General features: G+C 73.8%; 16 protein-coding genes and 1 tRNA gene. 10 read left to right on the forward strand and 7 right to left on the reverse strand.

The window, feature by feature from the left end; genetic code table 11:
• Positions 1-106 precede the first annotated feature (106 nt).
• On the reverse strand, positions 107-1,582 hold the full coding sequence (locus ACHFIV_RS27265) for a sensor histidine kinase (RefSeq protein ID WP_398974331.1): 1,476 nt from the start codon (positions 1,580-1,582) through the stop codon (positions 107-109).
• Positions 1,579-2,289 carry a response regulator transcription factor gene (locus tag ACHFIV_RS27270; RefSeq protein ID WP_398974334.1) on the reverse strand — a complete coding sequence of 237 codons (711 nt, stop codon included), beginning with the start codon at positions 2,287-2,289 and terminating at the stop codon, positions 1,579-1,581. Before ACHFIV_RS27270 ends, ACHFIV_RS27265 begins: the two co-directional genes overlap by 4 nt.
• A gap of 78 nt (positions 2,290-2,367) precedes the next feature.
• Here ACHFIV_RS27270 and ACHFIV_RS27275 point away from each other — a divergent pair, with 78 nt between their 5' ends.
• A complete protein-coding gene (locus ACHFIV_RS27275; protein WP_398974337.1) occupies positions 2,368-2,922 on the forward strand; it encodes a hypothetical protein in 555 nt (184 codons plus the stop codon).
• A 49-nt stretch (positions 2,923-2,971) separates the two neighbouring features.
• Here the strand turns inward: ACHFIV_RS27275 and ACHFIV_RS27280 are convergent, their stop codons facing one another.
• Both ACHFIV_RS27280 and ACHFIV_RS27285 read right to left on the reverse strand, forming a co-directional pair.
• Positions 2,972-3,859 (reverse strand): spermidine synthase, encoded by an 888-nt coding sequence (locus ACHFIV_RS27280; RefSeq protein WP_398974339.1) that lies wholly within the window; start codon positions 3,857-3,859, stop codon positions 2,972-2,974.
• Between the two features lie 87 nt (positions 3,860-3,946).
• On the reverse strand, positions 3,947-4,309 hold the full coding sequence (locus tag ACHFIV_RS27285; protein ID WP_398974341.1) for a hypothetical protein: 363 nt from the start codon (positions 4,307-4,309) through the stop codon (positions 3,947-3,949).
• A 252-nt stretch (positions 4,310-4,561) separates the two neighbouring features.
• Between ACHFIV_RS27285 and ACHFIV_RS27290 the strand changes: the two genes are divergently transcribed.
• Positions 4,562-5,917 (forward strand): tetratricopeptide repeat protein, encoded by a 1,356-nt coding sequence (locus ACHFIV_RS27290; RefSeq protein ID WP_398974342.1) that lies wholly within the window; start codon positions 4,562-4,564, stop codon positions 5,915-5,917.
• A gap of 100 nt (positions 5,918-6,017) precedes the next feature.
• Here the strand turns inward: ACHFIV_RS27290 and ACHFIV_RS27295 are convergent, their stop codons facing one another.
• Entirely contained in the window at positions 6,018-6,614 is a 597-nt protein-coding gene (locus tag ACHFIV_RS27295; protein ID WP_398974344.1) for a histidine phosphatase family protein, read from the reverse strand.
• Between the two features lie 312 nt (positions 6,615-6,926).
• Between ACHFIV_RS27295 and ACHFIV_RS27300 the strand changes: the two genes are divergently transcribed.
• The 7 genes from ACHFIV_RS27300 to ACHFIV_RS27330 all read left to right on the forward strand — a co-directional run bounded on the left by ACHFIV_RS27300 (position 6,927) and on the right by ACHFIV_RS27330 (position 13,226).
• A complete protein-coding gene (locus ACHFIV_RS27300) occupies positions 6,927-7,874 on the forward strand; it encodes a phosphatase PAP2 family protein (RefSeq protein ID WP_398974346.1) in 948 nt (315 codons plus the stop codon).
• Positions 7,771-8,955, forward strand: coding sequence for a hypothetical protein (locus ACHFIV_RS27305; RefSeq protein ID WP_398974349.1), 1,185 nt, complete (start codon positions 7,771-7,773; stop codon positions 8,953-8,955). Before ACHFIV_RS27300 ends, ACHFIV_RS27305 begins: the two co-directional genes overlap by 104 nt.
• Positions 8,946-10,565: a hypothetical protein gene (locus ACHFIV_RS27310; RefSeq protein ID WP_398974351.1), complete on the forward strand. Its 1,620-nt coding sequence runs from the start codon at positions 8,946-8,948 to the stop codon at positions 10,563-10,565. The genes ACHFIV_RS27305 and ACHFIV_RS27310 overlap by 10 nt, the downstream gene beginning before the upstream one ends.
• Complete coding sequence (locus ACHFIV_RS27315; RefSeq protein ID WP_398974354.1) at positions 10,562-11,896, forward strand: AAA domain-containing protein; 1,335 nt, start codon at positions 10,562-10,564, stop codon at positions 11,894-11,896. The genes ACHFIV_RS27310 and ACHFIV_RS27315 overlap by 4 nt, the downstream gene beginning before the upstream one ends.
• A 73-nt stretch (positions 11,897-11,969) precedes the next feature.
• Positions 11,970-12,311 carry a hypothetical protein gene (locus ACHFIV_RS27320; RefSeq protein ID WP_398974357.1) on the forward strand — a complete coding sequence of 114 codons (342 nt, stop codon included), beginning with the start codon at positions 11,970-11,972 and terminating at the stop codon, positions 12,309-12,311.
• 152 nt (positions 12,312-12,463) lie between these two features.
• Positions 12,464-13,162: a hypothetical protein gene (locus tag ACHFIV_RS27325; protein ID WP_398974360.1), complete on the forward strand. Its 699-nt coding sequence runs from the start codon at positions 12,464-12,466 to the stop codon at positions 13,160-13,162.
• Positions 13,153-13,226 (forward strand) — tRNA-Lys (locus ACHFIV_RS27330). Before ACHFIV_RS27325 ends, ACHFIV_RS27330 begins: the two co-directional genes overlap by 10 nt.
• A 59-nt stretch (positions 13,227-13,285) precedes the next feature.
• Here the strand turns inward: ACHFIV_RS27330 and ACHFIV_RS27335 are convergent.
• Entirely contained in the window at positions 13,286-14,527 is a 1,242-nt protein-coding gene (locus tag ACHFIV_RS27335; protein ID WP_398974363.1) for a M6 family metalloprotease domain-containing protein, read from the reverse strand.
• 424 nt (positions 14,528-14,951) lie between these two features.
• Between ACHFIV_RS27335 and ACHFIV_RS27340 the strand changes: the two genes are divergently transcribed.
• Positions 14,952-16,790, forward strand: a complete 1,839-nt coding sequence (locus tag ACHFIV_RS27340) for a putative bifunctional diguanylate cyclase/phosphodiesterase (protein WP_398974366.1) — start codon at positions 14,952-14,954, stop codon at positions 16,788-16,790.
• Positions 16,791-16,817: 27 nt separating this feature from the next.
• Here ACHFIV_RS27340 and ACHFIV_RS27345 read toward each other — a convergent pair whose 3' ends face one another.
• Entirely contained in the window at positions 16,818-17,918 is a 1,101-nt protein-coding gene (locus ACHFIV_RS27345; RefSeq protein WP_398974369.1) for an LLM class flavin-dependent oxidoreductase, read from the reverse strand.
• Positions 17,919-17,994 lie beyond the last annotated feature (76 nt).

Consider the following 17,994-nt stretch of genomic DNA (forward strand, 5'->3'; position numbering starts at 1 on the left):
CACGCTAGCCGCCGCAGGACGGGCAAAAGGTACACAGAGGACCGGGGTCACCGTTCTTAGGGTTTGCTTAAGGAGGGCATCGGTGCCGGTTAAGACCGCCCGGCTCTCACCGGCGGGTCCAGAGGTCCGGCCCGGCCTCCGGGCCTTCACGGACCTCCGCGTTCCGCCCTCTCACCCGCCGTGGTCCACGTCTTCCCCCGCGCCGCCCGACCCGGTGCCCCCGGCGCGCGCGTTCGGCCGGGCCGCCGTCGAGGCCGATCCAGATGCGCACCTCCGTGCCGCCCAGCACCGAGCGCCCGATCCGCAGGTCCCCGCCGGTGGATTCGGCGACCCTGCGGACGATGTCGAGGCCGAGCCCGGTGGAACCCACCGCGTCCCGCGTCCCGTTCCGTCCGCTGGCGCCCCGGGCCAGGACGGACGCCGGATCGGGTATGCCCGGCCCTGCGTCCGAGACCAGCACGAGCACCGCGTCGCCGCTGTGGTGCACGTCGACGGCGAAGGCAGTGCCTTCCGGGGTGTGCCGGAAGACGTTGCCGAGCAGGGCGTCCAGGGCGGCGGCCAGTTCGGGCCTGGCGACGGGGATCCGTACCGTGCGGTCCACGCCCGCGAGCCGCACCGTGCGCCCTTCGTCCTCGGCCAGCGCCGACCAGAACCCCATGCGTTCCCGGATGACCTCGGACGCGTCGCATCCGGCTCCGGCCCCCGTGTGCCCGCCCTGGGTCTGCGGGCGTTGTTCCCGTGCCGTCCGGATGATCGTGTCGACCTCGTGCTCCAGTTGCTCGACGGCGACCCTGGTCTGCTCTGCGGCCGGACCCTCGCCCAGCGAGGCGGCGTTGAGGCGGAGCACGGTCAGCGGGGTGCGGAGCCGGTGCGAGAGGTCCGCGGCCAGTTCGCGCTCGTTGGCCAGGAGCTGGACCACCTGATCCGCCATGGAGTTGAACGCGACTGCCGCGGAACGGAGTTCGGTGGGCCCCTCCTCCGGCACCCGGGTCCCCAGCCGGCCCTCCCCCAGGTCCTGGGCGGCGCCCGCGAGCCGCTGGGCGGGTTCCACCATCCGCACGCCGAGCCGGTCGGCCACGGCCACCGAGCCGACGATCAGCGCGAGGCCGACGCCGGCGAGCACCAGCCAGGCCGTGCCGACGCCGTGGGAGACCTCGTCCTCGGGAACGAAGACCTCGACGACCGCGATGCCCCCGGAGCCGAGCGCGGTGGGCTGGAGCAGCGCGGAGCCGCCGGGCACGTCGGCGATGGACGCGCGCCCCGACGTGACCACGGTCCCCAGGTCCTCGCGGCCGGCGCGCCGGGTGCCGATCTCCAGGCGTGGGCCGCCCGGTTCGGTGGCGGGGACGTGGACCGCGAGCCGTCCACGGCCGCCGGGCTCGGTGGACAGCACGGCCCGGGTCAGCTCTTCGCGGTCGGTGGTGATGGTGAGGGTGGGGCCGATGGTCGCGGCCTGCCGCTCGGCGTCGGAGAAGGCGCGGTCCCGGGCCATCTCCTTGATGACGAGTCCGAGCGGCACGGCGAACGCGATCACGACCATGGCGGTGACGGCCAGGCAGACCTTCACCAGTGCCCATCTCACGCGGGCCGGCCCGGGGCCGCGGCCGGTGGTTCGAGTTTGACGCCGACTCCGCGCAGGGTGTGCAGATAGCGCGGGCGGGCGGCCGTCTCACCCAGCTTGCGCCGCAGCCAGGAGAGGTGGACGTCGATGGTCTGGTCGTCCCCGTAGGACTGCTTCCAGACCTCCGCCAGCAGCTCGCGTCGCGGGACGACCACGCCGGGGCGTCCCGCGAGGAAGGCCAGCAGGTCGAACTCGCGCCGGGTCAGGTCCAGTGCGGCGCCGTCGAGTTCGGCCTGCCGGCGCAGCGGGTCGATGGAGAGTCCTCCGACCTGGAGGACGCGCGGCGGCGGGACCTCCGCGCCGGGTCCCCGGGTGCGGCGCAGGACGGCGGCCATGCGGGCGGACAGGTGCTCCACCGAGAACGGTTTGGTCAGGTAGTCGTCGGCGCCGTCGTTGAGCAGCCTGACGATCTCGGCCTCGTCGTCCCGCGCCGTGGCGATGATCACGGGTACGTCGGTGATGGACCGCAGCATCTTCAGGGCCTCGGCCCCGTCCAGATCGGGCAGTCCGAGATCGAGGATGACGACGTCGAACCGGAAGTGCGCGACCTCGCGCAGCGCTTCGAGCGCGGTGCCGACACTCCGTACCGTGTGCGAGGCCTCGGTCAGGTGCCGGATGAGGGCGGAACGTACGAACTGGTCGTCCTCGACCACGAGCACACTAGGCATGCGCCGCACCGTAGCCCATACGGAGGAACCGGGTCCCCTCCAGGACGGCACCCGCGCCGGTGGTGCAGGATGTGCCCGATGCAACGAGGACTCGTACACGCGATCGCGTGGTCGCTCGCCACGGGCGCGGCGGTCACCCTGTCGTGGTGGGGCGTGCACACGGTCATGTCGGGGACGGCGTACGACCCTCCGCGCGCCGTTCCTGTCTCGGTCGGGGTCAGGGGCGGGCAGGCGACGGACGCCCCGGTGTCGTCCTCGACGCATCGTGCGCCGCCCTCGGCCTCACCCGGCGTCACCGCCTCCAGGACCGCGCCCGCGCCGTCCCCCCGGCCCTCCGGAAGCCCGTTCTCCCGCCCCCCGGCGGCGAGTCCGAGCCCGGCGAAGCCCCCCGCGCCCCCGGCCGCCGCGGGTGAGGTGAAGAGTTACCCGACGCGTGGCGGCAGGGTCGTGCTGGAGCTGGCCGACGACTCGGCGAAGCTGGTCTCGGCGACGCCGGAGCCGGACTGGTCGATGCAGGTGTGGACGAACGCGGAGTGGATCCGGGTGGACTTCAGCGACGGGGCGGGCGCGACGGTCTCCGTCTTCTGCACCTGGAACGGTCACCCGCCGATGGTGGAGACGGTGGACCGGTGAGCCGTGGGCCGGTGAGCGGTGGACCGGCGTGCGGTGGACCGGTGTGCGGTCACGAGAAGGCGCCGGGCGGCGGGGCGGGGGACGGTCTGGCCGCCGCGTCGGTGACGACGGCGGCGCCGCCGGTGAAGTCGGCGAGTGCCCGGCCGTGTTCGACGCGTCCGGGGTGGGGGTCGCTCGCGACGCGCCTGGTCAGTTCGGCGACCGCGATCGGCAGGTCGGAGGCGACCAGGACCGCGTTGCCGAAGCGACGGCCGCGCCAGACGGTCGGATCGGCGGCCAGGGCCAGTTCGGGGAAGAGGGAGGCGGCCGTGGCGATCTGACCGCGCAGGTGCGCGAGGGGCGGGCCGTCGGCGAGGTTGGCGGCGTACTGACCGCCGGGTCTCAGCACCCGGCGCACCTCGGCCAGGAACTCCGCCGAGGTGAGGTGCGCGGGGGTGCGGGCCCCGCCGAACACGTCGGCTATGACGAGGTCGGCCCAGCCGTCCTGGATCTTCCCCAGCCCCTCGCGGGCGTCCAGGGAGCGGACCCGTATCCGGGCCTGAGGGTCCAGGGGCAGCTCCCGCCGCACCAGTTGGACGAGGGGCGCGTCGATCTCCACGACCTGCTGGGTGGAGCGGGGGCGGCTCGCGGCGATGTACCGGGCGAGCGTGAAGGCCCCGCCGCCGAGGTGGACGGCCGTCAGGGGCCGGCCGGGGGGCGCCGCGAGGTCGATGACATGGCCGAGTCTGCGCTGGTACTCGAACGAGAGGTACGCGGGGTCGTCCAGGTCCACGTGGGACTGCGGGGCGCCGTCCAGCACCAGCGTCCAGGCGCGGGAGCGCTCACGGTCGGGCACGAGCTCGGCGAGGCCGCCGTCCACCGCCGCGGAGACGGGCTCCTGCTGACGCTCCGGCCGCTTGCGGTCGCTCGCACCCCGGGCCGCTCCTCGACGTGCCACGCGCGCTCGTCCTCGCTCACAGGTCCGGGCCGGTCAGCTGGGAGGACCGGCGGCGGCGGAACCTCCGCCCACCTGTCCATTATGGCCTCAGCGGCAGTTGTCGGCCGCCTCGATCAACCGGGCCGCCTGGTCGAGGGCGGCCCGGAGGACGGCCGGATCGGTGACCGGGGCCTCAGCCGCCGGCGGCAGGAGCCAGCCCCCTCCGATGACGGGCGGCTCGGCGGGGACACGCAGCCCGCGGCCGTCCGTCCGCGTACAGGCGCTGCCGGGCACGTCCCAGGCCTCGGCCGTACCGGGCGGCACCAGGAACCCGAGGACGGCGCAGGCCCCGTCGTGCAGGACGGGTCCCACACGCTCGTTCTCCGCCCCCCTGCGCAGGATGTCCACGGCCTCCAGGCCCTGACGTGCCGGGACGGTCACCAGATCGCACGGTGTGGTTTCCGGACCCATGTGAGGCAAGGGAACCCCTCCTCTCGTCTCGACGAGACGGTGCCGCGCCCCGTCTCCGCATGGACCAACGCGCCGACGGCGTCAAGGGCTACGGCGGCACGCCGCCGCAAAGGGTGGCAGTTCATGGCGGATCGCGGGTGATATGCCCGTTTTGCACGTAAACGCTGTGTGTGCGGCCTGTCACAGCAGGTACGTTCTTGCTCCGCCGGGACACCGGAAGCAGGGCCCGGCTGCACCAGAGAGGGCCCCGCCATGGTGTCGACACGGGCAGTTCCCAACCTCGTCTTCCGTCGGCTGCGCGGACAGCGCTCAGCCGGCGAGTTCGCGGCGGCTGTCCGCAGGGCCGCGCGTGAGATCGGTGAACAGGTCGCGTGCGACGCCCGGTACATCGGACGTGTGGAGTCGGGCGAGATCCGCTGCCCCAACTACGCGTACGAGCGGGTGTTCCTCCACATGTTCCCCGGGGCGAGCCTCGCGGACCTGGGTTTCCCGGACCGCGAGAGCGTGCGCGGCCGGGGGGCCCGTGCGACACCCGAGCCCCCGCCCACCCCACCCCCCACGCTCGACAGCGAGATCCACGAGGAGAGCGACGTGCTGCGTCGCGTGTTCATGACCAGCGGTACCACCACGGTGGCGGCCGCGTCCCTGGGCCTGGGCGGCTGTGCCACCGCCGCCGGCCCGCTCGCCGTACCCCCGCAGCGCCGGGTGGGCGAGGCCGAGGTGCACGCCGTCGAGAGGGCGGTGCGCCAGATCCGGCTGCTGGACGACCGGCACGGCGCGGACGGCCTCTACCGGCGGGCGTCCCAGCCGCTGCGGGCCGCGTACGCCCTGCTCGACTCGGGCGGCACGACGCGGAGCAGTACGGCGGACCGGCTGCACGCGGGCGCCGGTGAGCTGGCGATCTCCGTGGGCTGGCTGGCCCACGACTCGGGGCGGTTCGAGGACGCGCGCTCCCATTACGCGGAGGCGCTCGCGACGGCGCGGCTGGCGGGCGACGCGGCGCTGGAGGCGCACGCGTTCTGCAACGCGTCGTTCCTGGCCCGGGACACCGGGCGGGCCCGTGAGGCGGTCCGCGCGGCGGAGGCCGGCCAGCGGGCGGCCCGGCCGCTCGGCTCTTCGAGGCTGCTGGCACTGCTGGCGCTGCGGGAGGCGGGGGCACGGGCCTGGCTCGGGGATCGCACGGGATGCGAACAGGCGATCGGGCGGGCGCAGACGGCGTTCGAGCGGGGACCGAGCGAGGCGGACCCGGAGTGGATGAGCTTCTTCCGCGAGGCGGAGATGGAGCTGCTGGAGGCGCAGTGCTGGTCGGCCCTGGGTGACTGGCCGAGGGCGGCGCGACATGCCCGGCGGGCGACCCGGCTGCAGGACCCGCACTTCACCCGGAACCTCGCGCTGTACCGTGCACAGCTCGCCGGTGACCTGGCGCGGGCGGGCACGGCCGACGAGGCCGCGGCGGCGAGCCACCAGGTGCTGGACCTGCTGGACCGGGTCCAGTCGTCCCGGATCCGCGGGATACTGGCGAGCGCCGTGCGGGTGCTCCGGCCGCGGGGCGGGCCGGAGGTGACGGCCCTCCTGGCCCGCTACGAGGAGCTGCCCCCGGACGCCTGAGGAGCGGACCGGCCCGTCCGGTCCCGGCCGGACGATGCGAGCGGTTCCGGTCCCGGCCGTCCGCGCGCCCCGAGCGGGGGCGCGGGGGCCGCTCCCCCGGTCAGCGGTCCAGGTGGCCCGTGTCGTTCCAGCGCTCCAGCGCGGGGAGCCCGTACGCCCAGCCCAGCACCGACAACGACGTGGGCTCCAGCCGGATCCGCGCGGCGAAGGAGACGTCCTCGCCCAGCCACCGGGCTCCCAGCGCCCGCAGGATGTGCCCGTGGGCGAACACCAGCACGTCGCGGTCGGCGGACCGCGCCCACGCGACGACCTCGTCCACCCGTGCGGTCAGTCCGGCGAGGGTCTCGCCACCCGGCACACCGTCACGCCAGATGAGCCAGTCGGGACGGTCCGCCTTGATCTGGGCCGGGGTCAGGCCCTCGTAGTCCCCGTAGTCCCACTCCATCAGCGCGTCCCACGGCTGGGCCCGCTCACCGAAACCGGCGATCGAGCAGGTCTCGGCGGCCCGGACGAGCGGACTGGTCCGCACCTCGACGCCGGGGAGGCCTCCCCAGGGCGCCCGGGCGAGCCGCTCGCCGAGCAGCTTGGCGCCCTCACGGCCGGTGTCGAGGAGGGGGATGTCGGTCCTGCCGGTGTGATTGCCCTGGACCGACCACTGTGTCTGGCCGTGCCGGGCGAGCAGGATTCGCGGTGCCATGACGGCTCTCCCTGAAAAATACGGAGATCCGAAGATCCGGGGACCCTAGGATCTGGTGGGTCCGGGACAGCGGTGTCCGGGACGGCGACGGGGTGGCACGGGTGTCCGGCTGGGAGACCGGTGCGTGCGGAGGCCCTGGCCCCATCATCTCCCACCTGCTTCACGGGCAACCTGCGGGGCTGCGTCCGCGTCCCCCTCAGCGCATGACCAGGGACGGCCGCGTGGGACGGCCCCCCGGGGGAATCAGGGCATACGACCGCCGTACGGTTGAACGCCCGCCGACGACCGCATGAACATGGGGAGAGCCACCGGATGCCGCACGCCACCGCCGCGACACCGTCCCCCGGCTCCCGGCCCCGCTGGTGGACGGAGCTCCCGCTGATCGCGGTGGTGTACGGGCTGTACTCGACGGGCCGGCTGCTCGTGCACGAGAACATACCGGCGGCCGTGGAGAACGGTCTCGCGATACTCCGCCTGGAGAAGGCGCTGCACATCAACGCCGAGCACCCGCTCAACCGGCTGCTGACCGCCCACCCCACGCTCGGCGTGCCCGCCGACTTCGCCTACGCCTCCCTGCACTACCTGGTCACGCCCGCCGTCCTGGTCTGGATCTTCCGGCGCCGTGCCGCCGCCTACCGGGCGGCCCGTACCTGGCTGATGACCTCCACGCTCCTGGGGCTGGCCGGCTTCACGCTGATGCCGACCTGCCCGCCCCGGCTCCTCGACGCCCACCACGGTTTCGTGGACACGATGGCGCAGTACAGCGCCTACGGCTGGTGGGGCGCGGGCGCGAGCGCCCCGCGCGGCCTCAGCGGGATGACGAACCAGTACGCGGCGATGCCCAGCCTGCACGTCGGCTGGGCGGTGTGGTGCGGCGTCCTCCTGTGGCTCCACGGCCGCCACCCGCTCGTCCGGGCGGCGGGCGTCGCCTATCCGCTGGTCACCGTGCTCGTCGTGATGGGCACGGCGAACCACTATTTCCTCGACGCCGTGGCCGGCGCCGCCGTGATGGCTGTGGGCGCCCTGCTGACCAGGCCGTTCATGCGCCTGGCGGACCGCGTCAAGGACCGGGTGCGGGCGGCGTTCGCACGCGTGCCCGCCACCGTCACCCCCACGGGGTCCACGATTGTCAGTGACGGATGCAAGACTTCCGCGGGTGAGCGAATACCCGGCCAGCGGACCGCCTCCGCAGATTCCAGCGACGCGAGACCCCGCTCGGCGGCCGAAGCCGGCGACGACGCTCCGGCAGCGGCTCGCTGAGCTGCGCGGCCCCTCCGTCGCGCCGCATCCGCTCGACGCACGCGCACTGGCCGCGCTCGCCGCCAACCCGGGATGCAAGCGGCGCGCACTCCTCGACGGCGCCGGCGTCGACAAGGCCGAGCTGGCCACGGCGCTCGGCTCCCCCGCCGCGTTCGGCCAGTCCCAGTTCGCGTTCGTACGGGGCAACGCCTTCGAGGCGAAGGTCAAGGCGGACGGCGGCACGGAGCTGCTCCGCCTCCTCGTCGAGCGGCTCGGGGGCGGCGCCGCGGCAGCGGACGTGGCCGCGGTGCCCGACCTGACGGCCGCGGGCCCCGAGGGCCGCGCCGCGCGGACCGCGCTGGCGCTGCGCGAGGCCACGGCGGCGGGCGGCTGGACGCTGCTCGACCATCCGATGCTGGCCCTGGAGGTCGCGGGCTCCCCCGCCTATCTCGAGCCGGACGCCGTGGTGGTGCACCCCGACGGCACCTGGACGGTCGTCGAGATCAAGTCCTTCCCCATGATCGACGGCTCGGCGGACCCCGCGAAGGTCGGCGCCGCCGCCCGCCAGTCCGCCGTCTACGTCCTGGCGCTGGAACGGGTCGCCGCGGTGACCGAGGGCGCCGAGGTGGGGCACCGCGTCCTGCTGGTGTGCCCGAAGGACTTCTCCAACCTGCCGACCGCCTCGGTCGTGGACGTACGCAAGCAGCGCGCCGTCACCAGCCGCCAGCTGACCAGGCTGACCCGTGTCGAGGACATCGCGGCGGCCCTGCCCGAGGGCACGACGTTCGATCCGGGCTGTTCCGCGGAGGAGCTCGGCACGGCGGTCGAGGCGGTTCCCGCGGCATACGCCCCCGAGTGCCTGGCCGCGTGCGAGCTGGCCTTCCACTGCCGGGCGAAGGCACGCGCCCAGGGCGCGGTGGAGGCGCTGGGCCGGAGCGTGCGCGGCGAGCTCGGGGGTCTGACGACGGTCGCCGGGGTGCTGGCCGCCGCCGCCGGCAAGGAGGGTGACCCGGACGACCCGACGGTGGCGGCCCTGCGCAGGGCCGCCGCGCTGCGGGCCGAGGCACTGGCCGGGGTGGACGGCGGCGTCCCATGTCGCTGATCAGCACCCTGGCGCGGCTGGAGGCGGTCGACACCGGGCGGGCCCAGCCGCTGGCGACCGTGCGCCACCGGCATCTGACCGGCGGTCCGCTCGTACTCGTGCCGCTGACGACCGCCGGTGAGGCGGGCGCACCGCTCGGCGCGCTCGTGGGGACGGACCGTTCGGCGCCCCGGCTGCTGGCGGTGGCCCAGCCCCGCGACCGCGACCTGCGGTTCGCGTTCCTCGCCGAGCTGGCCGAGGCGGTGCTGCCGCACATCGAGTCCTACGCCGACGTCGTGGAGCCCGCCGAGCGCAGCGAGGTCGATCCCGCGACCGGCAAGAAGGTCAAGGTCGAGGTCGAGCTGTGCGCGGACGCGCCCCAGCTGATCGTGCCGAGCAGGGCGGGCATCGAGTTCGTGAGGCTGCTCGGGCGGTCCATGCGGTTCAGGCGTACCGCCGAGGACGACCCGGACACCCCGTATCCGGCTCCCGCCCGCGTGCCGCTGCTCGGCCGGTGGCTGACGCACTACGGGGAGCGGGCCAGGGTGCCGGGTTCCTCGCTGCTGCTCGCCGCGACCGACCTGCTGAACCGCCACTGGGCGACGGGCCAGTCCAGCCTGGAGGACCAGCATCTGGGCGCGCTGCTGGCCTGGGTCGACCCGCCGGACGGCGTCCGTGGCGCCGAGGCGGCGCTCCGGGCCGAGCTGGAGCGGGACCGTGCGGGGCAGCTGGTCTGCCCGCCGGCCGGACCGGCGACGGACCCGGCGTTCGACAACAGGCTGCTGGCGCCCGCGATCGAGCGGTACGACCAGGCGCGCTCGGCGCTGGCCGCCGCGGAGGACGCCGTGGAGGCCGACACCCGGCTCGGCGGACTGGGCGCGGCCGAGCGGGAGATCAGGTCGCTGCTCGCGGGGGTGCTGCTCCCCACCTGGGACGCTGTGTGGCGGGGGCTCGACCTGCTGCGGGAGCTTCCGGAGGGGGCGAGGGCCGAGGACCGCTGGACCAGGGACCGCTGGTCGTTCACCGCGCACCGGGACCGGGTGCGGGCGGGGGAGCCGCCGCAGCCGCGCCGGGACGACGCGGTGACGGCGGCACAGAAGCTGGCCTCCCGGGAGACGGCCCAGGCGCAGCTGGACGCCCAGGAGGCACTGGACGATCCGCTGGTGCTGGCGGGACGCAGGCTGGCGGGGGAGGCGTTCGTCGCGGAGGTGACCGGGGTCGAGATGGCGTACAGCGAGTCGAAGCGGCCCTCACCGCGCCCCCTGGTCACGGTGCTCACCGACGAGCGCCCGCACCTCGGGGAACGCACCAAGGTGTACCGCTCACTGGACGGGAAGCCGCAGACGGCGGAGTTCGTGGGGTACGCGGCGGGGAACCCGGACGACGGCACGGTCGGTCTCGTCCTGCGGATCACCGACCGGATGGGACGGAGCAAGGAGCCCGCGCCGGGTTCGGTGCCCGAGCCCGGTGACCGGATCGCCTGGACACTGTTCGAGCACGACCAGCGGGGCGGCCCGAAGCTGCCCGACCCGGAGGACACGCCCTGGACGCACGGCGGCCCGCCGGGTGCCGCCGACGGCGGCGGACATGCCGAGCAGCCCGATCCCGTGACCCCGGAGGACCTCCTGTGACAGCCGTTCTCGACCCGGCTGCCGCCGCGGCGCGGGCGACCGACGCCATCCTCGGCGACACCTTGCGCGGTACGGCGCGCGGCATCGTGGTGGATTCGCCGCCGGGCGCGGGGAAGTCGACCCTGGTGGTGCGTGCCGCGCTGGAGCTGGCCGCGGCGGGCCGTCCGCTGATGGTGGTCGCGCAGACCAACGCCCAGGTGGACGACCTGGTGGTGCGGCTGGCCGAGAAGGCTCCGGAACTGCCCGTGGGACGGCTGCACAGCAGCGACTCCGATCCGTACGACAAGGTCCTGGACGATCTGGACAACGTCCGGACGTCGGCGAAGGCGGCGGATCTCGCGGGTCTGGACATCGTCATCTCCACCGCTGCCAAGTGGGCGCACGTGAAGAACGTGGAGCCGTGGGGGCACGCGATCGTCGACGAGGCGTACCAGATGCGGTCCGACGCCCTCCTGGCCGTGGCGGGGCTGTTCGAACGGGCGCTGTTCGTCGGGGACCCGGGCCAGCTCGACCCGTTCTCGATCGTGGGGGCCGACCAGTGGGCGGGGCTCTCCTACGACCCGTCGGCGAGCGCCGTCTCGACTCTGCTCGCGCACAATCCGGAGCTGCCGCAGCACCGGCTGCCGGTGTCATGGCGGCTTCCCGCTTCGGCGGCGCCGCTGGTGTCGGACGCGTTCTACCCGTACACGCCGTTCCGCAGCGGCACGGACCACGGCGACCGGCGGCTGGCGTTCGGTGTGCCCTCGGACGGGTCGGGCCCGGACCGGGTGCTGGACGAGGCGGCGGAGTCCGGCTGGGGGCTGCTGGAGCTCCCGGCCCGGCACACCCCGCGCACGGACCCGGAGGCGGTGCGGGCGGTGGCCCTGGTGGTCCGCCGTCTGCTCGACCGGGGTGGCGCGGCGACGAGCGAGCGGGAGTCCGGACCGGTCCCGGTGACGGCGGAGCGGGTCGCCGTGGGCACGGCCCACCGCGACCAGGCCGCCGCTGTGCGCGCGGCGCTCGCGGAGCTGGGTGTGACGGGCGTGGCGGTGGACACGGCGAACCGGCTGCAGGGCCGCGAGTTCGATGTGACGGTGGTCCTGCATCCGCTCTCCGGCCGCCCGGACGCCACCGCGTTCCACCTGGAGACGGGCCGCCTGTGCGTGCTGGCCTCGCGGCACCGGCACGCGTGCGTCGTGGTGTGCCGTGCCGGGGTGGCGGACCTGCTGGACGAGCACCCGTCGACGGAGCCGGTGCGGCTGGGCGTGACGGTGAAGTTCCCGGACGGCTGGGAGGCCAACCACGCCGTGCTGGCCCATCTCGCCGAGCACCGCGTGCATTGGGCGCCCTGATCCTGGGCAGCGCTCTTGCGCCGGGCTGGACAATGGAAGGTGGCCGTCCGGCCGTACGAGGAAGGGACACCACATGGCACAACCCGAGCGGAACGAGCGGCAGAGGCTGCGTCCGGCGCCGCTGCTCTTCGAGCCGTCGGAGGCCGCAGCCGACCCGGAGCACTTCTTCGACCTGGAGTCGATGGAGGATCCGAAGCAGCTGCTGGCCCGCGCGACGGAGCTGACGCTCGCCTTCCGGGCGGCGACCGACCGGGCCGTGGAGTTCCAGGCCGTGGCCGCCGCCCAGCTCGCCGACCCGCGCCGGTTCGACCGGCTCACGGCCGCGGACATAGCCGGGCGCGCGGAGTGGACCGAGGACTACGCGAAGAAGATGATCGAGTTCGGCCGCTCCCTGCTGGACGCCCCCGCGCCCTGACTCCGCGGGCGCCGGGTCACCCGGCGCGCTCGGGTCACCGTGGGTACACCTGTGGCATATGCCGACGGGCAAGATACTCCTTCGCCCCGCGTTCTGTCCGGTATTCGGCAACTCTCAGGAACAGGAGCGTCACTGCCGGTAGACATGACGGCATGAGCGCATGGCTGAATGACGAAACGACCCTGCGGACCGCTGCCGCCCCGCGTCACGGTGTCGACATCTTCGCCCTGCTGCGGGACCGCGCCGAGCCCCGGGCCGACGACAGGGCCGCCCAGGTCACGGCGTCCGGGGCCGCGTGGCTGGCGAGCGCGTCGTCCCACCCCCGCAGCACGCTCGCCCAGTGGCAGGCCCGCCCCTGCTCCCCCGGCGTGCTGCCGTGCGGCACCGCGTTCGACGTCGTGAACGTGCCCGCCCTCTTCGGCAGGCGCATGCTGGAGCAGCTCTGGGCGGAAGGTCCCGGATCCGGTCCGGTGGCCACGCACCGGGGCCGGATGCTGCTGTTCGCCTCCCCGGGCACCGCCCAGCGGCTTCCGTCCCTGCTGGCGTGGGAGGAGTGGGGCACGGGCTCCGCCCGGGGTCCCCGGCGGCACCAGGGGACCTTGCCGCCGGTGCTCTGTCACGGCACGGGGGACGCGGTGACCGTCCCGCCCCTGACCGGCGGCGCGGGCGCCGGCGGGCCCCGCTGGATGGTCGCCCCCGACACCCGCACCCCTTGGCTCCCGGGGCCGGACGTACTGCTGTGGGCGTGCGTCCGGGTGGGCAGGTCGGCGGCACCGTCGACCACCGGGGATTCGATTTTTCCTCCCGCCGATGCGGGTGCTAATGTCTACGACGTCAGCAGGCGCCGTTAGCTCAGTTGGTTAGAGCAGCTGACTCTTAATCAGCGGGTCCGGGGTTCGAGTCCCTGACGGCGCACCGACGGAAGAAGCCCCCTCGCGGAAGCGAGGGGGTTTCTTCGTGTGCGTCCGCGCAGGTCAGGTGCCGGTGGCGATGCGGACGGTCCACGCCCCCGACCTGGTCCGGTCGGCGACGTCGATGCGGATGCGTTCGCCCGGGACGGTGTAGCGCTCCCCCTCCCTGAGCGGGGCGTCCGCGAGCGGCGGGTAGACCGACCGGTCCCAGCAGGCCTCGGACGCGGGGTGGGTGTCCAGGACCTCGACGGGGCCCCCGCCGGACGGCGTCGCGTTGCGGATGCGGTAGACGAGCACGCCCTCGGTGCAGGTGGTCCGGTCGTTGCCCGTGGCGCTGCGGGCCTCGATGGCGAGCGCGCTGTCCGCTCCGGTCCTGATGACGGCGAGCCGGGTACCGAGGGAGGCGCCCGGCACGGGGACCTCGGCCATGGGTTCCAGCGTGAGGTCGGCGGCGCCCTGTACGCAGACGACCTCTTCGCCCTCCAGCCAGCCGAGCTTCCACTTGTGCCAGCCGAAGAGGTCCGGGGCGAGCCCGAACTGGCTGCCCATCACGTCCCAGTCGCCGACGTAGGTGTCCCAGTCGCCCTTCCCGTCCTCCGGCCGGTGGTAGAGGTCCGCCAGGTCGAAGACGTGTCCCGTCTCGTGCGCGAGTACGTTGCGGTCCGGCGGGTGCTCCTCGAAGACGGTGACCACACGCCTGATGTCGGTGCCGTCGGCGCGCAGCGGCCGGTCGAAGTTGACGACCTTGGTGGCGTCGGAGTCGACTCCGGGGGCGTCGGGGTCGGCGACGAGGTAGACGATGTCGTAGGCGGAGAAGTCGGTCCGGTCGTCGGCGGCCTCGATCGCGTCGCGCAGATAGGCGCTGCGGCTCTCGGACCCCCAGTCGCGCTGTATGCCGTAGCGGGTGGACGGGTGCGGCATGGGCGTCCACCGCCGCTGCGGGTGGGCGCGCAGGGTGAACCTCCCGTACGAGGCGCGCTCGAAGAAGCGGGTCGTCGAGGGGAAGTAGTCGGCGGCCAGCGCCTCGGGGGTCACGACGGGGTCGGAGTCGGGGAACGAGAGGAAGACCATGACCGCGTCGAGGGCGCGGCCGGGCCGGGGGTAGGCGCCGTTCCAGGTGTCGAGGCCGAGCGAGTGGTGCGCCCCGGTCCTGGGCAGCGCGCACGGCCCCGCGTCACCCGAGGCCGCCACGGCGGGACCGGCGACGAGTCCGGTGGCGGCGAGCGCCAGGAGGGAGGTGAGAGCAGCCGCCGCGCTGCGCAGACTCGGCCTCTCCACTCCCCCGGGTCCGTGCTGACGCGGCACATCTACCTCCGGGTGGCGAATGCGGGACTTCCCCCTCACCCTGTGCCGTCCCGGCGGCGTACGCCCTGTTGTGCTGCCCCACACGGGTCAGCGGAGGTCGGAGTGATCACCCGAAGACAGATGATCACTCTCACACACAGTCACAATTGCTCACCTGGTAAGCCGAAATATCCAGAACAATGCAAAAGCGATCATCAATGGCCAGAACGGCATGAGGTCGTCACCCTTGGGACAGACGTGGGACATACGTGGGCCATGCGCGTGCCGCGCATCCGAAACGGCGGACGCGTGGGAACGGCCGGTGCGCCACCCTCTATGCTTCACCTCGCTTTCCTGCGTGGTTCCCGCCTCTGGCACGGCGCGCCCCTCCACGCCCCTGCCCGGCCACACCTGTTCACGACAATCTGCACAGCGGGAGCGAGCGGTGAACGGAACCTCGGAAGGGCCGACCGGCCGAGCGGGCACGGCCCACGGCGCCGGGCCATCGGAGGTCACGCAGTGTGATCATCGGATGCCTGACCTCTCGGAGCTGGACGACTACCGGGCCGCGTTCGCGGCGGCCGCCCTCCCGATGGCCGTCGTCGACCACCGGGGCCAGGTCCTCCTGCCGAACGACGCGCTGGGCGGGCTGCTGGGGACCGATCCCGCGTCGCTGGCCGGGCAGCCCGCTGCCGATCTCGTCGGCCTCTCCTCGGACGGCCCCACCTGGCGGGCGTACACCGAGGTCCTGCGCGGAGTCCGACCCCGGCTCCGGTGCACCCGACGGCTCAAGCACGCCGACGGCCGGCCGCTCTGGGCCGAGGTCACCGTCGTACCGATGGGCGAGCCGGGAAGCGGCGAGGGCCGCTGGCTGCTCTCCGTCGCCGACGACAGCGACCGGCGCGAGCTGCGGGAGCGGCTGCGTCATCTGCGGATGCACGACCCGGTGACCCGGCTGCCCAACCGCACCCTGTTCTTCGAGCGGCTCGCGACCGCCCTGGAGACGCCTCCGGTCCAGGACGGACCGACGCCCCGGCACGGCCGTATCGGCCTCTGCTACCTCGACATCGACGGCTTCAAGGCGGTCAACGACACCCTGGGTCACCGCACCGGCGACCGGCTGCTCGCCGCTGTCGCCGGACGGCTCACCGACTGCGCCGAGGCCGGCGGCCACCGCAGCGGCGGCCACCTGGTGGCGCGCCTCGGTGGTGACGAGTTCGCGATCCTGGTCGAGGACTCGTCGGGCACCCGTCAGCTCACCGATCTCGCCCGTGCCGTGCTCACCGCCCTCCAGCGGCCGTTCGAGGTGGCGGGGCACCGGCTGTCGGTCTCCGCGTCGATCGGGGTGGTGGAGCGGTCGTCGGCCGGCACGTCGGCCACCGCTCTGATGCAGGCGGCGGACACCACGCTGTACTGGGCGAAGGCCGACGGCCGCTCCCGCTGGACACTCTTCGACCCTGAGCGGAACGCGCACCGGATGACCCGTCAGGCGCTCTCCTCCACGCTCCGCCCGGCCGTCGACCGCGGCGAGTTCACCCTGGAGTACCAGCCACTGGTCGGCATGGCCGACGAGGTCGTACGGGGTGTGGAGGCCCTGGTCCGGTGGAACCACCCGCGGTTCGGACTGCTGGCGCCGAGCCGGTTCGTCCCGATCGCCGAGGAGGACGGCACGATCGTCCAGCTCGGCCGATGGGTGCTGCGCACGGCCTGTCGTCAGGCCCGCCGCTGGCAGCTGGAACACCCGGACGAGCCCGCACTGTTCATCAGCGTCAACGTCGCCGTGCGGCAGCTGTGGGACTCCGACCTGGTCGCCGACGTGGCGGAGATCCTCGCCGAGACGGGCCTCGCGTCCGGGCTGCTCCAGCTGGAACTGACCGAGTCGGCGGTCATGGGTTCGTCCGGCCGGCCGCTGCGGGTGCTCCAGGCGCTCAGCGACATGGGGGTCCGTATCGCCATCGACGACTTCGGTACGGGGTACTCCAACCTCGCCTACCTGAGCCGGCTGCCCGTGTCCGTGCTGAAGCTGGACGGCTCCTTCGTGCGCGGATTCCGTTACGAGGACGGCGCGCACCCCAGCCCGGCCGACGAGACGATCGTCGAAGCCATGGTGCAGCTGGCGCACCGCCTGGGCCTGACGGTCACCGCGGAGTGCGTGGAGACGTCGGGCCAGGCGGAGCGGCTGCGCCGGATCGGCTGCGACACCGGGCAGGGGTGGCTGTACTCACGTGCGGTGGCCCCGGAGCGGATCGCCGAGCTCATCGGGACCAGACCGCCGGAGAGTTAGCGCCGGAACACCGTGCCGGCGCAGGGGTCAGACCGTCCTGGGCAGTCCGTACGCGTCCGCGATCAGCTCGTACGAGCGCAGCCGGGCCTCTCCGCCGTGCGCGTTGGCGGTGATCATCAGCTCGTCCGCGCCGGTGCGCTTGGCCAGGTCGTCCAGGCCGCTGCGGACCTCGTCCGGCGTGCCGTGGACGATGTCCTTCAGCCAGCCGTCGACGAACTCGCGCTCCATCGGGCTGAAGTCGTACGCCGCCGCCTCCTCGGGGCTGGGCACGAGCCCGGGGCGTCCGGTGCGCAGCCGGACCATGGACAGGGCGCCGGTGAGCACCTGGCGCCTGGCCTCGCGTTCGTCGTCGGCGGCCAGCGCCGCGACCCCGATGAGGGCGTAGGGGGCGTCGAGCACCGCCGAGGGCTTGAAGGACTCCCGGTACAGGTCCAGGGCCGGCACGGTGTTCCGGGCCGAGAAGTGGTGGGCGAAGGCGAAGGGCAGGCCCAGGACTCCGGCCAGCCTGGCGCTGAAGCCTGAGGAGCCCAGCAGCCAGACGGGCGGTCGGGCGGGCGACTGGACGCCGCCTGGTGAGGTGGCCTGCACCGGACCCGGGACCGCGTGGATACGGGCGTAGGGGTGCCCGTCCGGGAAGTCGTCGTCCAGGAAGCGGGTCAGCTCCGCCAGCTGCTGCGGGAAGTCGTCGGCGCCCTCGTTCAGCCGGTCCGTGCGGCGCAGGGCCGCCGCGGTCGCTCCGTCGGTGCCGGGGGCCCGGCCCAGGCCGAGGTCGACGCGGCCCGGGGCCATCGCCTCCAGGGTGCCGAACTGCTCGGCGATCACCAGCGGGGCGTGGTTGGGCAGCATCACCCCGCCGGAGCCGAGCCTGATGCGCTCGGTGTGGGCGGCCAGGTGCGCGAGGATCACGGCGGGCGACGAAGAGGCCACGCCGGGCATGGAGTGGTGCTCGGCGACCCAGAACCGGTGGAAGCCCCGGCTCTCGGCGAGCTTGGCGATGTCCACGCTGGTGCGCAGGGCCTGGGTCGCCGTGCGGCCCTGGCCCACGGTCACCAGGTCGAGCACGGAGAGGGGGACGGGGGCCGTCCCGCCCGCCGTGCCGCGAATCTGGTCGCCTCGGTTCTCTTCCACGTGTTCGGCCTCTCCGGTGCTGCGTCTGCGTATCGGAGGGTGCCAACAGGAGGATGACTCCGCTTATTCCCCGGCG

The sequence above is a fragment of the Streptomyces sp. ALB3 genome, from assembly GCF_044385685.1.
Taxonomy (GTDB): domain Bacteria; phylum Actinomycetota; class Actinomycetes; order Streptomycetales; family Streptomycetaceae; genus Streptomyces.